At 64.9% G+C, this 14,545-nt stretch carries 10 protein-coding genes; 6 read left to right on the top strand and 4 right to left on the bottom strand.

Annotation, left to right across the window (positions count from 1 at the left end; genetic code table 11):
• The first annotated feature begins 48 nt into the window (after window positions 1-48).
• Window positions 49-840 carry a hypothetical protein gene (locus tag BMX94_RS03460; protein ID WP_143052263.1) on the top strand — a complete coding sequence of 264 codons (792 nt, stop codon included), beginning with the start codon at window positions 49-51 and terminating at the stop codon, window positions 838-840.
• A gap of 329 nt (window positions 841-1,169) precedes the next feature.
• Here the strand turns inward: BMX94_RS03460 and BMX94_RS03455 are convergent, their stop codons facing one another.
• Complete coding sequence (locus BMX94_RS03455) at window positions 1,170-2,135, bottom strand: DMT family transporter (RefSeq protein WP_091003586.1); 966 nt, start codon at window positions 2,133-2,135, stop codon at window positions 1,170-1,172.
• A gap of 179 nt (window positions 2,136-2,314) precedes the next feature.
• On the opposite strand from BMX94_RS03455, the gene BMX94_RS03450 reads away from it, so the two are divergent.
• The 3 genes from BMX94_RS03450 to BMX94_RS03440 all read left to right on the top strand — a co-directional run bounded on the left by BMX94_RS03450 (window position 2,315) and on the right by BMX94_RS03440 (window position 8,465).
• Window positions 2,315-5,284, top strand: coding sequence for an insulinase family protein (locus BMX94_RS03450; RefSeq protein WP_091003584.1), 2,970 nt, complete (start codon window positions 2,315-2,317; stop codon window positions 5,282-5,284).
• A gap of 1 nt (window position 5,285) precedes the next feature.
• Window positions 5,286-6,605: a 2-hydroxyacyl-CoA dehydratase subunit D gene (locus tag BMX94_RS03445; RefSeq protein ID WP_091003581.1), complete on the top strand. Its 1,320-nt coding sequence runs from the start codon at window positions 5,286-5,288 to the stop codon at window positions 6,603-6,605.
• 63 nt (window positions 6,606-6,668) lie between these two features.
• Window positions 6,669-8,465, top strand: coding sequence for an acyl-CoA dehydratase activase (locus tag BMX94_RS03440; protein ID WP_091003578.1), 1,797 nt, complete (start codon window positions 6,669-6,671; stop codon window positions 8,463-8,465).
• Window positions 8,466-8,539: 74 nt separating this feature from the next.
• Here BMX94_RS03440 and BMX94_RS03435 read toward each other — a convergent pair whose 3' ends face one another.
• Entirely contained in the window at window positions 8,540-9,124 is a 585-nt protein-coding gene (locus tag BMX94_RS03435) for a nitroreductase family protein (protein WP_091003575.1), read from the bottom strand.
• 106 nt (window positions 9,125-9,230) lie between these two features.
• Entirely contained in the window at window positions 9,231-10,391 is a 1,161-nt protein-coding gene (locus BMX94_RS03430) for an aminotransferase class I/II-fold pyridoxal phosphate-dependent enzyme (RefSeq protein WP_091003572.1), read from the bottom strand.
• Between the two features lie 508 nt (window positions 10,392-10,899).
• Between BMX94_RS03430 and nrdD the strand changes: the two genes are divergently transcribed.
• On the top strand, window positions 10,900-13,122 hold the full coding sequence (gene nrdD, locus BMX94_RS03425) for an anaerobic ribonucleoside-triphosphate reductase (protein ID WP_091003569.1): 2,223 nt from the start codon (window positions 10,900-10,902) through the stop codon (window positions 13,120-13,122).
• A 424-nt stretch (window positions 13,123-13,546) separates the two neighbouring features.
• Window positions 13,547-14,095: an anaerobic ribonucleoside-triphosphate reductase activating protein gene (gene nrdG / locus BMX94_RS03420; protein WP_091003567.1), complete on the top strand. Its 549-nt coding sequence runs from the start codon at window positions 13,547-13,549 to the stop codon at window positions 14,093-14,095.
• A 72-nt stretch (window positions 14,096-14,167) separates the two neighbouring features.
• Here the strand turns inward: nrdG and BMX94_RS03415 are convergent.
• Window positions 14,168-14,545: Hsp20/alpha crystallin family protein (locus BMX94_RS03415; RefSeq protein WP_286160002.1), on the bottom strand; the 378-nt coding region annotated here is incomplete at its 5' end.

Here is a 14,545-nt window from a genome sequence, read left to right as displayed (position 1 = left end):
ACTGGCGAGAACCCCTTTGTCTGTCCCCCAGAGATGGCTCTGATGCAGATGGCCCGTTCTCTGAGCAGGCCAAAGCTCGCGCTGCTCGTTGACCAAGTGATTGGCAGCTACAGAATCCTCCGGCCAGAGGCAGTCCCCTTCTATGAACAGATTTCGGGAACGAGCTTCGAGCGGCGAGACGACGAGAAGGCATGCGCAGGCCCAACGACAGTCTACGGGTTGCCACCGCTCTCCAGCTTGGACCGCATACGCTCCTATGCCACCGCCATGCCGCGAGCTTGGGGTTCGCGGCTGCTTGGTAGATCACTGTCTCTCGCGGCAGATGGCCTTGCTTCTCCGCTAGAGGCCCAGATCTACACGCTTGCCTTCTGTGGACGGGCAAACGGCAGTGCCGGCATCCCCAAGCCCCTTGTTAACTCAACACTCGAAGTTTCCGGCACGGCTCAACGCCTTTTCGGCTCGTCCTGGATCAAGCCGGATTTCTTTTGGCCGGATCACGGGGTCGCCGTGGAGGCAACCGGATTCCTCTGGCACGGCGGCCGCCAGGGAACCGCGGACACGTCACGTCGCATGAAGGGATACAAGGTGATGGGCATCCGCGCGATGACGCTCACCTCCCCCGAGGTCTATGACCTTCTCGTCTTCGAAGGCATACTGCACCAGCTTGCCGGATGGCTCGACCACGAGCTTCCAGAAGAAACACCGCATTTTAGGCAGAGAAGGGCATGGCTCCGCAGCGAGGTACTGGGAGTACAAGGAACGAGAATCCAGCTTCCACCCGAGGACGATGACGGGTGGCTTGATGCCCTGCTCGCCTCGTATGACGCAATCGGCGCATAGACCTCGACATCCGGGGATAGGGCCGGATCGCCGCCATTCCGCCGTTTCTCGTCGAATAATCGGCGCCTGACGCGCCCATTCGTCGCGCTCCCCATCCGCGCTCTCGCACGCGCTCGCGCTCGCCCGCCCCCGCGCTCCAGAAAAACTGCGGCTTAATTGCAGTTAGCATCGTGCGTCGCTGAGAGAAACCGCAGGTACATGGCTTGCACCCCTCTTGGACACTGCAATTAAACCGCAGTTTTGCCCTAAGGCCCCTCCGCCAGAGGCCCCTCCGCCAGCGGCCGGCTCGCCGGCAGCCAGAACGCCAGCGGCCAAGCGCCAACCGACGGCTACGCCGTGAGGTACACCATCGCAAGCACCAGCGCAAAGCCCGCAAGGTCGGCTGGCGAGAAGCTCGTACCCAGCCACAGGACCGAGGTCACCGTCGCAGTGAGCGGCTCTATGGTCCCCAGCAGGCTCGCGCGCATGGAGCCCGCGTCCTTCACGCCCTGCAGGTAGAGGGCATACGCGCCAAACGTCCCCACAACCACCATGAATGCGAGCAGAGCCACGGCCGTCGCATCAAGCTGCGGCATGTGCTCCCAGGGCCTATACGCAACAAGCAGGATGACGCCCGAGAAGAGAAACGCCAAGCCGTTCACCACAAAGTTGCCCCACTTCGCAAGCTGGCGCGCCGGCAGAATCGAGAGGCAAGCGGACGCCGCCGCGCAGAGAAGCCCCCACACAAGCCCGCCCACGGGCAGGCTGAGCTGCCCGGGATTGCCTCCCGTCGCCAAAAGGTAGGTCCCCACCAGGGCAAGTATCACTCCCAGAACCTCGCGGCGCTTTGGCCCGCGCCGCATCTTCACGCAGACGTACGTGAGCACGGCGAGCATCCCTAGGCTCTGCATGACTGTCGCCGTGGCGGAGTTTGTCCAGTTGATGGCCTCGAGGTAGGCAACCTGCGAGAAGAGAATCGCACCAAGGCTCACGCCAAAGATCCCCACCAGCGAACGCGGGTCGTGAAGTGCACGGGTGACCTGCCCCTTGTTGGTAACGCGCGCCGCCGCAAGAAAGAGCCAGCAGGCAGCAAGCTCACGAAAGCACGCAAGCCACAGAGGGTCAACCGCGTATGCATCCATGAGCAGCTTCGACGCCGTGCCGTTGATGCCCCAGAAGGTGCCGCCCACGAGCGTGCACACCACACCGCGAAGAATTCGTTTGCGGCGCTGCTCGTCACTGAGCGGCAATTCCTCTGTCATCGAGCAGTCCTCGCCTTTCTCGGATGAGACAAAGGGACTGTCCCTTTGTCTCATGCGATTCTACAGCGGAACACCCCTCTCGGCGGCAAGCGAGTCTGCTTGCTGGGAAAAACGGGCACCATACCATGCGTGTTAAGCTTCTTCTTGAATAACGACAGCGCCGGCCGCGTGCCACCCTTTGTCGCGGGAACGCAAGCCGGCCATCGCGCGCCCGCACATCGCTAGGAGGAACCATGGCATCCGAAGGCATCACCACAGCACCCAAGCGGGACTACCTCACGCCCGACCCATCGCTTGCACCCGGCAGCGCGCACGCCGGCTTCGAGGTGGTGTCCGCAACCCCCGTCCCCGAGGTCTCCGGCACCATCTACGTGCTGCGCCACCAGGCTTCGGGCGCCCGCGCCATGTGGATCTCGTGCGCCGACAACAACAAGTCCTTCTCCATTGCCTTCAAGACGCCACCCGCAGACGACACGGGCGTCTTCCACATCATCGAGCACTCCGTGCTCTGCGGCTCCGACGCCTATCCCGTGAAGGAGCCCTTCGTCAACCTGCTCAAGACGTCCATGCAGACCTTCTTGAACGCCCTCACGTTCCCGGACAAGACCATGTACCCGGTGGCCTCCACCAACACGGCCGACCTCGAGAACCTCATGGGCGTCTACCTGGACGCCGTCCTTCACCCGGCCATCTACCACCGCCGCCGCATCTTCGAGCAGGAGGGCTGGCACCTTGAGGCGGCGGATGACGGCTCGCTCTCGTACAACGGCGTGGTCTTCAACGAGATGAAGGGCGCCCTCTCAGACCCGGACGAGGTCCTTGACCTGGCACTCTCGCGCGCGCTCTTCCCCCAGAGCCCCTACCGCTTTGAGTCCGGCGGTGCGCCGCGCGCCATCCCTACCCTCACGTACGAGGGATTTCTCGACGCGCACGCCCGCCACTACGCCCTTCCCAACAGCTACACCATCCTTTACGGTGACATGGACATCGACCGCGAGCTGGCCTTCATTGACAAGCGCTTCCGTGGGGCCGAGAACCGCCAGGCGGGCACGCCCAACCCCCTGCCGCTCCAGCCTGCGGTTACCGCAGCTCCGGTGAGGGTCGAGATGGCAACCGCCCCCGACAACGCCTCCGTGGGCCTGGCATACGTTGTTGCCACGTCCAGCCAGCGCACGCGCGTGCTTGCCGTGGACGTGCTGCTCGACGCGCTCTGCGGCTCCAACGAGGCGCCGCTCAAGCGCCGCGTGCTCGACGCCGGGCTGGCCAACGACTTCCAGGCCGTGCTCGTCGACGGCGTGGCACAGCCCGAGGTGGTCTTCCTGCTCAAGGGCGCCCATGCGGACGTGGCGAATCGCTTCCGCAAGCTCATCGAGGACTCCTGCCGCGAGTTTGCAGAGAACGGCATCCCCCGCGACAAGCTCGAGGCCTCCCTTGCCCAGGCGGAGTTCAACCTGCGCGAGCGCGACTTTGGCTCCTGGGCCACCGACGGCGTTGCCCTCTCGATGCAGGCGCTCTCGAGCTGGCTCTACGACGACGATCACCCCTTCGACTACCTTAGGTACGAGGAGGCTCTGGCCGTTCTCAAGAAGGGCCTGGAAAACAACATGTTCGAGGACCTGCTCAAGCAGATTGTGTGCGAGAACCCCCACTCCGCACTGGCCGAGCTCGTTCCCACGGAGGGCGGCGACGCAGCCGAGGAGGCACAGGAGCTGACCCAGCTGCGCGCGCAGATGAGCGACGAGGACGTCGAGGCCGTGCGCCGCGAGGTCGAGGCGCTCCGTGCCGAGCAGGAGGCGCCGGACTCCCCGGAGGCCCTGGCCACGCTCCCCACGCTCACCGTTGCGGACATCGAGCCCGCGCGCCCAGACCCCGAGGCAAAAGACGTCGAGGCGCCGCTCCCCTGCGTTGCCCACGAGCTTGACACCCGCCACATCGACTACGTCTATCACTACTTTGACCTGCGGCGCGTTGGCTTTGCCGAGCTTCCCTACGTGGGCGTGCTCACCGATCTTCTCGGCAAGCTCGACACCAAGCTCCACACGGCGTCGGACCTCGACACGCTGGTCGAGACAAACCTCGGCAACCTTGGCTTTGGCTACGAGACCTACGGTCGCGATGATGACCTCTCGTTTGCCCGCCCCATGCTCGTGGTGAGCGCGAGCGCCCTTTCCGAGAAGGTCGACGCCCTGGCGAGCATCCCGCAGGAGGTCTGGGCCAAGACGCTCTACCTCGACGGCAGCCGTATGCGCGACATCCTCACGCAACGCAAGGTCGCCCTCGAGCAGTACTTCGTGAACTCGGGCCACACGGCGGCGGCCGCCCGCGCTACAAGCTACTTCTCGTCCGCATCGGTGGCATCGAGCCAGATGGGCGGCATCGACTACTACCTCTTCCTCAAGCGACTCCTCGCCAACTGGGACCGCAGGCTCCCTGCTCTCCAGGAGATTCTCCCCAACCTGGCGGACCGCATCTTCACCGCCGACGAGGTCACGGTGAGCTTTACCGGCTCTGCCGACGACCGCGCGCGCTTCTGGGAGCTTGGAGGCACGCTGGGCCTCGAGGAGCAGGGCGAGAACGTCTGCGAGCACAGGCTCCAGATTCCCTCCCCCAAGGTCGCGCGCGAGGGCTTCGTGATTCCCTCGAACGTCTCCTTCGTTGCACGCGGCGCTGCGCCAACTGCGGCTGACGCCGGTACGCTGGGCACCTGGCAGGTAGCGACCCGCGCCCTCAGCTTTGACTACCTCTGGAACGAGGTCCGCGTGAAGGGTGGGGCCTACGGCGTGGGCTTCAGCCGCACAACCGAGGGCATTCGCAGGTTCTGGTCGTTCCGCGACCCCAATGTGGCCTCTACGCTCGAGCACTACGACGGTGCTGCCGCGTGGCTTGCCAAGTGGGTACCCACAGACGACGAGCTCTCCGGCTATATTGTCTCATCCGTGGCGGCGCAGGACGCTCCCGAGAAGCCCCGCGCGCTTGCCCGCCGGCAGGACGCGCAGCGCTTCAACGGCAGGCCGGCCAACTGGAGAAACATCATTCGCCAGCAGGAGCTCGACACCACCGCCGACGCCGTGCGCGCGCTTGCGCCCGCGCTCGAGCCCAACTCCGCCTCCGCGGGCGTCTGCGTCTTTGGCCCGCGCGAGGCCATCGAGGCGTCTGGCCTCGACCTCGACGTGCGCGAGCTCGTCGGCAGCGAGGAGGCGTAGCGTGGCCGGCCCGTCAGCTGGCGAGCGCCTCATAGGTTGGTACGGGGGCATTGCCGAGAAGAACCTCTCTTCGCGGCCGGCCTTCGTGCGCAACTGGCTCATGCTGGGCTTCCAGGCCATGCGCGGCAAGGTCCACCTTGCACCCTACGGTGACCTCTTGCCCTCGGGCAACCACGGATACCAGCTCTTCATGGACTTTGTGGTAGGCGCGCTCGCAGACTTCGACAACGCCGTGGTCACAAGCGTCTTCACCCCCAACGAGATCTTCCACGCACTGGGCGCGCGTCCCGTGACGGCGGAGGCCGTGGCCTCCTTCGCGAGTGGCGCCCAAGCGGAGGGGGGCTTCATCGCCGCTGCCGAAGGACGCGGCATACCCGAGACCTATTGCTCCTACCACCGTATCCTCATGGGCATGGCCACCTCGGGCGTGCTGGGCAAGCCCCGCATGCTCGCTAGCTGCTCGGTTGCCTGTGATGCCAACAACCTCACCTTCAAGACCCTGGGCCGCTTCTGGGGCGTCCCCCACGCATACGTGGACGTCCCCTACGACGTCTCGCGCGACTCGGTCCTCTACGTCGCAGACGAGCTTCGCGAGATGGCCCACGCCGCCGAGGACGCCTTCTCGCGCAAGCTCGACGAGGAGCGCCTGCGACAGGCCTGCGCGTGCTCCGAGCGCACCATCCGGGAGCTTGCGGCCACGCTCCCCACGCGCCGCGGACGCTACCTGGCAAACACCATGACCATCGACATGATGGAGATGCTCGACCTCCACCTCTTGCTGGGGCTCCCCGAGTGCGAAGACCTGGCGCACGAGATGCAGCGGGACTTTCTCGCCGCCGCGCCCTACGAGGGCGTGAATCTGGTGTGGGCGCACGTCTCGCCCTACTTCCTGGAGTCGATCGGCGAGCTTGTGAACACCAGCAAAACGTCGCAAATCGTGGCGTCCGACATGATGTTCGAGCACGTCCCCACCGACGGCGAAGCCTGGTTCGACGCCTCGAGCCCCTTTGAGTTCATGGCCGAGCGCCTGGTGCGCAGCTGCTTCAACGGGCCCGCAACGCGCCGGGCAGACTGCATCGAGCATCTCGCGCGCGAGACAAACGCAGACGCCGTGGTGCTCTTCTGTCACTGGGGCTGCAAGCAGACGGCAGGCGCCGCGCAGCTCATCCGTCGGCAGCTCGAGGGGGCCGGCTGGCCCGTGCTGGTGCTCGACGGCGACGCCTGCGACCGCGCCAACTGCATGGAGGGCCAGATGTCCACGAGATTCTCGGCCTTCCTCGAGATGGTCGAGAAGCGCAAGCAGGAGGATAAGCGCAGTTAGGACGGACCACGAGAGTCGCAAAGGGCCTATGGCTGCGCAAGGAACATAACGGAGTTTTGACCTATGCAATCTGGACAGTATGAACATCGGGAAGTCTTCTACGCGTGCAAGTACACGCCCATCGAGCTTCTCGCGGGATTTGGCGCCACGCCCCGCATTGCCGAGGCGGACGTGGCCTCCTTCGCGTATGCGGATGCCTTGGCCCATCCCAACCTCTGCGGCTACGGCAAGGGACTCATCGAGCGCATGATGGCCGCAGACGTTCGGGAGGCCGTGCTTGTGACCTGCTGCGACGTGGTGCGTCGGGTCTACGACGTGCTACGGGCCTCAGCCCGCATGGACTTCCTCTACCTGCTCGACCTGCCGCACCGTCGCGGGCCCGCCGAGGTCGCGCTCTTCCGGCGCCGTTTGCGGGCGCTCGCGGACGCCTATGCGGCGTACAGCGGCGCGCAGTTCGACGTGGGGGCTGCCTGCGCCGCCTGTGGGACGGGCGTGGGACGCGCGGACAACCATGTGACGCTCATGGGCGCGCACGCGTCGGCATCGCTTGTCGCAGAGGTGGAGAAGGGCGTGGGCATGCCCGTGGAGAACGCCACCTGCACGAGTCGGCACCTCAAGGTCTCTCCCCCGCCCCAGCTTGCGCGGATGGCAGCCGGACCGGCGTGCGGCACGTGCTGCGACAACACCGGAGCTATGGCCGCGGCTGACCCCCTCGACGCCTTCCTCGACTGGTACGCGCCGGCACTTCTCGGCCAGATTCCCTGCATGCGCATGGACGACGTCGCCGAGCGAGACGAGCTCGTGGGCGAGCGCGGTCAGCGGGGCGTGGTCTACCACACGATGAAGTTCTGCGACTACTATGGCTTCGAATACGGAGCCCTTGCGGAGAAGGACGAGATTCCCATGGTGAAGATTGAGACGGACGGCACGTCACAGAGCGAGGGCCAGCTGCGCACGAGGCTCGAGGCCTTTGGCGAGACCCTGCGGGCCCGCGGCGGTGCAGCTCACCATGAGGAGCCCGCGCCGGCCACGACGGGCAACTCGCTCGACGCCGCCAAGGCGGGCACATACGTCATGGGGGTGGACTCCGGTTCCACCTCAACCGACGTCGTCATTATGGATGCCAACCGGGACATCGTTGCCACGGTCATCGTCCCTACCGGCGCCCGAGCGGCCGACGCCGCGGCGCGCGCGATGGACGAGGCGCTCTCGAAGGCCGGCCTTGCCGCGGGTGACGTGGCCATGCGCGTGTCGACCGGCTATGGCCGTGACAACATCGAGGGAATGGACTCCTCGGTCACCGAGATCACCTGCCACGCGCGCGGCGCCCACTACCTTGCGCCCGACGCGCGCTCGGTCATCGACATCGGCGGACAGGACTCCAAGGTCATCCACCTGAACGCCAACGGCAGCGTGGCGGGATTTGTGATGAACGACAAGTGCGCCGCAGGTACCGGTCGCTTCATGGAGGCCATGGCCCGCGTGCTGGAGATGGACCTCGACGAGTTCTGCCGCCGGGGCCTTGAGTGGCGCCACGAGGTGCGCATCACGAGCATGTGCACCGTGTTTGCCGAGAGTGAGGTCGTCTCGCTTGTGGCGGCAAACACCCCCACCCCCGACGTGATCCACGGCCTGGACGTCTCGGTGGCGAGAAAGACCGCCACGCTTGCAAGCCGCGTGGGAGCCGAGCCGCCCTACCTCATGACCGGCGGCGTCGCGCAGAACGAGGGCGTCGTGCGCGCGCTGTCCGAGGTGCTCAAGGCGCCGGTTGCCACGCACGCGGACTCGCAGCTGTGCGGCGCCATCGGCGCGGCCCTTATCGGCCTTGATGCGTTGGGCAAGCGCAACGGCGAGAAGTAACGGACGCGCCCGCTGTGACGCCGATTTGGCGCCACAGGGGCCGTTACCGCAGCAATCCCGTACGCAAGTGCCCCCTAGACGAGAAGGTCCTCCAGCGCGAGCTTTGGCACGTGATGCGTGCCCTCGTCATCGCGCCAGTACGCCAGCCCGTGCTCGGTCTCGCTCGTCTCCAGCACAACGCGCTCCCCGCGCTCGCCCAGGGCAAGCACCAGCTCGGCGACATAGCCCTCGGCCGAAACGCCCATGACGTCGCTCACGTCGGCATCAAAGCTCTTGAGCATGCAGCAGCCAAGGCCGCGCGATGCGGCGGCCAGGGCGATGGTCTGCGCCGCGATGCCCGTGTCGATAAGGCGAACGGGGTTGGCGGCAAGGGCGGTGGGCGCGCATACGGCAATGTAGCCCGTGGGTCGCTCGCCTGCGACGGGGCCGCTCCAGTCGCGCAGCAGCGCAGCCCAGTGCAGGCGCGAGAAGACCGCCGAGCGCTCCGCAGGATCAACGACAATGTGGAAGCGCAGGACCTGCATGTTGTTGCCCGAGGGCGCAAAGCGCGCGGCGTTCACCAGCGCTGCAAGGTCCCCGTAGCTCAGCGGCTCGTCCTCGGCGAACCGCCTGTACGTGCGAGACGATCGCACCAAGTCCTGGAAGTTCTTCGAGTTCATCTCACCACCCCCTGCCGGGCATGCCCGGCTGACACCTACCGGAGCCGTTCCCCGGTAGCGACAACGCGCCTCAGGTCCCGTCCACGCGTCCCCAAACGCGGCACCGCTAGATCCCGGACTCGCCAATCCTCCGGCATGCCTCGCGCAGGCGCTCAGGCGGCATGACCAGGGCAAAGCGCACGTAGCCCTCCCCCGAGGGCCCAAAGCTTGCGCCAGGCGTCACTATGACTCCGGCCTTCTCCATAAGCTCGAGCGCAAACGCGTGCGAGTCCATGCGGCCGTGCGGGATGCGCGCCCACACGAACATCGAACCGTGCGCGTTGGGGCGCTCCCATCCAACGGCCTCCAGGCCGTCGCAGAGCGCGTCCCGGCGCTCCTGATAGAGCAGGCGCTGTCGTTCCACCGAGTCGCGCGGACCGGTGAGCGCGGCAATGGCCGCGTCCTGCTCGGGTAGGAACATGCCAAAGTCCACCTGGCTGCGGAGCTTGCGCGTTGCGGCCACGATGTCCTCGCGTCCCACCAAAAACGAGAGGCGCGCGCCAGTCACGTTGAAGGACTTGGAGAGCGAGAGGAACTCCACGCCCACGTCGAGCGCGCCGGGATAGTCGAGGAAGCTTCCGCCGGCAGGGCCATCGAAGATGATGTCGGAGTAGGCGTTGTCGTGGATGACAACGATGTCGTGGGTCTTCGCAAAGGCGACGATCTGCTCGTACACCTCGGGCGTCCCCACGGAGCCAACCGGGTTCGCGGGAAGCGAGACCACCATGTAGCGGGCGGCGTCCGCAACGTCTTCGGGAATGCCCTCCACCCACGGGAGAAAGTCATGCTCGGCGGTAAGGGGGTAATACCAGGGCTTTGCTCCCGCTAAGAGCGTGCCGGTGGCAAAGACCGGGTAGCAGGGGTCGGGGATGAGGGCCACGTCGCCGGGGTCTGCCAGCGCCGCGCACACGTGCCCCATGCCCTCCTGCGTCCCGCGGCAGCTCATAACCATCGAAGGCGTGATGCCCTCCACGCCAAAGCGCGTGCGGTAGTAGTCGCAGACCGCCTGGAGCAGCTCGTCCTTGTCGTGCAGGGCATACTTCCAGTTGGCAGGGTCTGCGGCGCTCTTCCTAAGCGCCTCAATGACATGGTGCGGCGGCTCGAAGTCCGGCGTGCCAACCGAGAGATCAAACACTTCGCGACCCTGTGCCTCAAGCTCGCGACGCTTGGCGTTTAACGCGGCAAAGACCTCGTCGCCAAACAGGTCGAGCCTCTTTGAGAACTGCATGCGCACCCCTCCCCGGATGCAGGCGTAACGTACGCATGGGACTGTAGACCACAGACGGGCCGCAGAACATGCCCTGGGGCAATGACGCGCTCGATTGTTACATTGGGCGCGGCCGACGGCGGCTCATGGTCGGGCCAGCGGCAGCATTGGCGTCCTCGGGACGCCACCACAACCGCCCCAGGCGTTGGGGTGGTGTGGCCCGCGAGCCCCCAAGGGCCCCTTCACCGTTCACCGAAAACCAGAGCGATAAGTGGCACCGTTATCTTAAATGTTTGAACTTCCGCTCTTTTCTCACCTGCGATGACTCTGCAATCTTCCAACGCAATGTGAAATATCGCGAGACAATATCCGGTATTTATCTCGCGTCATGGGCACAAGATGTTGTGTCATAGTAGACAGCGCCGCAACACTGCGCCCACAGCAGCGCATAGTGAGACAAGCCAGACGCGATGCCAACAGTTGCACGTTTTCCGTCTTCTGCAGGCACCGTTCAAGAGGGAGTGAGCACATGAAGATCATCAAGCGCAACGGTTCCGAGGTCACGTTCGACGTCGCAAAGATCGAGAACGCCATCCGCAAGGCAAACATGGAGGTGCCCGAGGACGAGCGCCTCACCGAGCGCGAGATTCGCTTCGCTTCGCTCAACGTGACCGACGAGTGCATGGAGTCCGGCCACACGGTCACCGTCGAGGAGGTCCAGGACCTCGTCGAGGACCAGCTCATGGCCCTCGATCACTTCTCCGTGGCACGCAAGTACATCATCTACCGCTACGTCCAGAACCAGAAGCGCCAGAAGAACACGACGGACGACAAGATCCTCGCCCTCATCGAGTGCAACAACGAGGAGGTCAAGCAGGAGAACTCCAACAAGAACCCCACCGTCGTCTCGGTCCAGCGCGACTACATGGCCGGCGAGGTCTCCAAGGACCTCACCATGCGCGACCTTCTCCCCGCCGACATTGTCCAGGCGCACGAGGAGGGCATCATCCACTTCCACGACGCGGACTACTACGCGCAGCACATGCACAACTGCGACCTCATCAACCTCGACGACATGCTGCAGAACGGCACCGTCATCTCCGGCACGCTCATCGAGCGACCGCACAGCTTCTCCACCGCCTGCAACATCGCCACGCAGATCATCGCCCAGGTGGCCTCCTGCCAGTACGGCGGCCAGTCCATCTCGCTCACGCACCTCGCGCCCTTTGTCGACGTCTCCCGCAAGAAGATTCGCCGCTCGGTCTACGCCGAGATGGAGACCATCGGCTACAAGGCCTCGCCCGAGCAGATCGACGAGATGGTCGAGAAGCGCCTGCACGACGAGGTCGCACGTGGCGTCCAGACCATCCAGTACCAGGTCGTCACCCTCATGACCACCAATGGCCAGGCGCCGTTCATCACCGTGTTCATGTACCTCAACGAGGCACGGAGCGCGCAGGAGAAGCACGACCTCGCTCTCATCATCGAGGAGATGCTCAAGCAGCGCTACCAGGGCGTGAAGAACGAGAAGGGCGTCTGGATCACCCCGGCGTTCCCCAAGCTCATCTACGTGCTCGAGGAGGACAACATCCACGAGGGCGATCCGTACTTCTACCTCACCAAGATGGCCGCCAAGTGCACCGCCAAGCGCATGGTGCCCGACTACATCTCCGAGAAGAAGATGCGCGAGTACAAGCTCTCCAAGGGTGAGACCGAGGGCCACGGTGACGTGTACACCTGCATGGGCTGCCGTTCCTTCCTCACGCCGGATCGCTCTGGCAACGGCTACGACAACGTCGCCAAGGCCAAGAACTACGAGCCGGGCAAGCCCAAGTACTACGGCCGCTTTAACCAGGGCGTCGTGACCATCAACCTACCCGACGTCGCACTCTCCTCAGACGGCGACATGGACAAGTTCTGGAAGATCTTCGACGAGCGCCTGGAGCTCTGCCACCGCGCCCTGCGCTGCCGCCACGACCGCCTCTGCGGCACGCTGTCCGATGCTGCCCCCATCCTCTGGCAGTACGGTGCGCTGGCCCGTCTCGACAAGGGCGAGAAGATCGACAAGCTCCTCTACGGCGGCTACTCCACCATCTCGCTGGGCTATGCCGGCCTCTACGAGTGCGTGAAGTACATGACCGGCAAGAGCCACACCGACGAGGAGGCCAAGCCCTTCGCGCTCTCCGTCATGCAGCACATGAACGACAAGTGCTCCGAGTGGAAGGCTGCCGAGAACATCGACTACTCGCTCTATGGCACGCCGCTCGAGTCCACCACGTACAAGTTCGCCAAGTGCCTGCAGAAGCGCTTCGGCGTGGTCAAGGGCATCACCGACCACGGCTACATCACGAACTCCTACCACGTGAATGTGCGCGAGAAGATCGACGCCTTCACCAAGCTCAAGTTCGAGAGCGAGTTCCAGCGCCTCTCGCCCGGCGGCGCCATCTCCTACGTCGAGGTCCCCAACATGCAGGACAACCTCGAGGCCGTCATCCGCGTCATGCAGTTCATCTACGAGAACATCATGTACGCCGAGCTCAACACCAAGTCCGACTACTGCCAGGTGTGCGGCTATGACGGCGAGATCAAGATCGTGGAGGACGACGGCAAGCTGGTGTGGGAGTGCCCGCACTGCGGCAACCGCGACCAGTCCAAGCTCAACGTGGCCAGGCGCACCTGCGGCTACATTGGCACGCAGTTCTGGAACCAGGGTCGCACGGAAGAGATCAAGGATCGCGTGCTGCACCTGTAAGCCCTGGGGTCCGCCCCCTCGTGGACATGCCCGGCGCTCGCGCATTGCGCTCGCTCGCTTCGCGACTCGCCGTCCACGAGGGGGTGGACCCTTCTTTGAGCCACGGCACGCACTTGGCGGCCGGCGCGACCCGGCGCGACTCGGCCGGTGTCTCCCGGCCGGCGTGACCCCCGGAAAACTGCGACTTAATTGCAGTTAGCCTCGTGCGTCGCTGAGAGAAACCGCAGGTAGACAGGCTGCGACCATTACGAAGGTTGCAATTAAGTCGCAGTTTTGGAGCGGAACCCCGCAGCCGCAGGCGCAGCCCCCAGCCCCAGCGCAGCCCCAGCGACGGCCTCTGCATTGCTGCCCATGGCTCTGTCCCGCTACACTCCACCCGCTAGCGCATCGTTCTCCCACATCGTTCTCGCAAAGGGGTCCTCCCATGAACTACGCAACCATCAAGTACTGCGACATCGCGAACGGAACCGGCGTGCGCACCTCGCTCTTCGTCTCTGGCTGCCGCCTGCACTGCAAGAACTGCTTCAACGAGGAAGCCTGGAGCTTCTCGGCAGGAAAGCCCTTCACGCAGGAGACCGAGGAGGAGATCCTCTCGTCGCTTGCCGCGCCCTACGTGGACGGGCTCTCCGTCCTGGGCGGCGAGCCCACGGAACCGGAGAACGCCGCGGCCCTGGCGCCCTTTCTCGAGCGCGTACGCGCAGCCTACCCCGAGAAGAACATCTGGATGTACTCCGGGCGCACGTGGGAGCAGCTCACGGGAGATGGCGACCATGCCTCGCCTGACATGGACCGCATCCTCGCCTGTCTAAACGTCCTGGTAGACGGACCCTTCATGCAGGAGCTGCACGACATCACGCTGCGCTTCCGCGGCTCGTCCAACCAGCGTCTCATCGACGTCCCCAAAACGCTTGCCACGGGCTCCGTCACCATCTGGGAGGACGACCCCCAGTTCGCTCAGCACGCGTGGGCATAGAAAACGGCGCTCCGGCCGAAACCGGGGCGCCGCCACGCACTACGCGCTATGTGGGCAAAACCTACGCCGCCACTAGTCGATTGCGACCTTGGTGACGTTGGTCTTCTCCGCCTGCTTGGGGACGTTCACCGTGAGCACGCCGCCGTCCATCTTGGCGGTTAGGCCCTCGGTCGCGGCGTCCTTAAGGTACACGCCACGCGTGGCGCTCCACTCGCCGGTCTCCTTGTGGAGGTAGTTCTTGCCCTTCTCCTCGTCGGACTCCTTCTTGTCAACGCTGACGGAGAGCCTGCCCTCGTTGAGCTCGACGTCGACCTCGTCCTTCTTGACGCCAGGGAGCTCGGCGGTGACCACGTACTTGTCGCCCGCGTCCTCGACGTTCATCTTGAAGGCCACGTCACCATCGGTGGTTGCCAGCGGAGCGAAGAAGTCGTCGAACGCGTTGAACGGCCA

The organism is Olsenella sp. KH3B4, from assembly GCA_900111695.1.
Classification (GTDB): Bacteria; Actinomycetota; Coriobacteriia; order Coriobacteriales; family Atopobiaceae; genus Tractidigestivibacter.
This window is presented reverse-complemented; position numbering and strand designations above follow the sequence as displayed.

Coding starts and splice junctions, on each gene's coding strand:
- BMX94_RS03460 (WP_143052263.1), top strand. CDS start 49: ATGGCCCGTTCTCTGAGCAGGCCAAAGCTCGCGCTGCTCGTTGACCAA.
- BMX94_RS03455 (WP_091003586.1), bottom strand. CDS start 2,135: ATGAGACAAAGGGACAGTCCCTTTGTCTCATCCGAGAAAGGCGAGGAC.
- BMX94_RS03450 (WP_091003584.1), top strand. CDS start 2,315: ATGGCATCCGAAGGCATCACCACAGCACCCAAGCGGGACTACCTCACG.
- BMX94_RS03440 (WP_091003578.1), top strand. CDS start 6,669: ATGCAATCTGGACAGTATGAACATCGGGAAGTCTTCTACGCGTGCAAG.
- BMX94_RS03435 (WP_091003575.1), bottom strand. CDS start 9,124: ATGAACTCGAAGAACTTCCAGGACTTGGTGCGATCGTCTCGCACGTAC.
- BMX94_RS03430 (WP_091003572.1), bottom strand. CDS start 10,391: ATGCAGTTCTCAAAGAGGCTCGACCTGTTTGGCGACGAGGTCTTTGCC.
- nrdD (WP_091003569.1), top strand. CDS start 10,900: ATGAAGATCATCAAGCGCAACGGTTCCGAGGTCACGTTCGACGTCGCA.
- nrdG (WP_091003567.1), top strand. CDS start 13,547: ATGAACTACGCAACCATCAAGTACTGCGACATCGCGAACGGAACCGGC.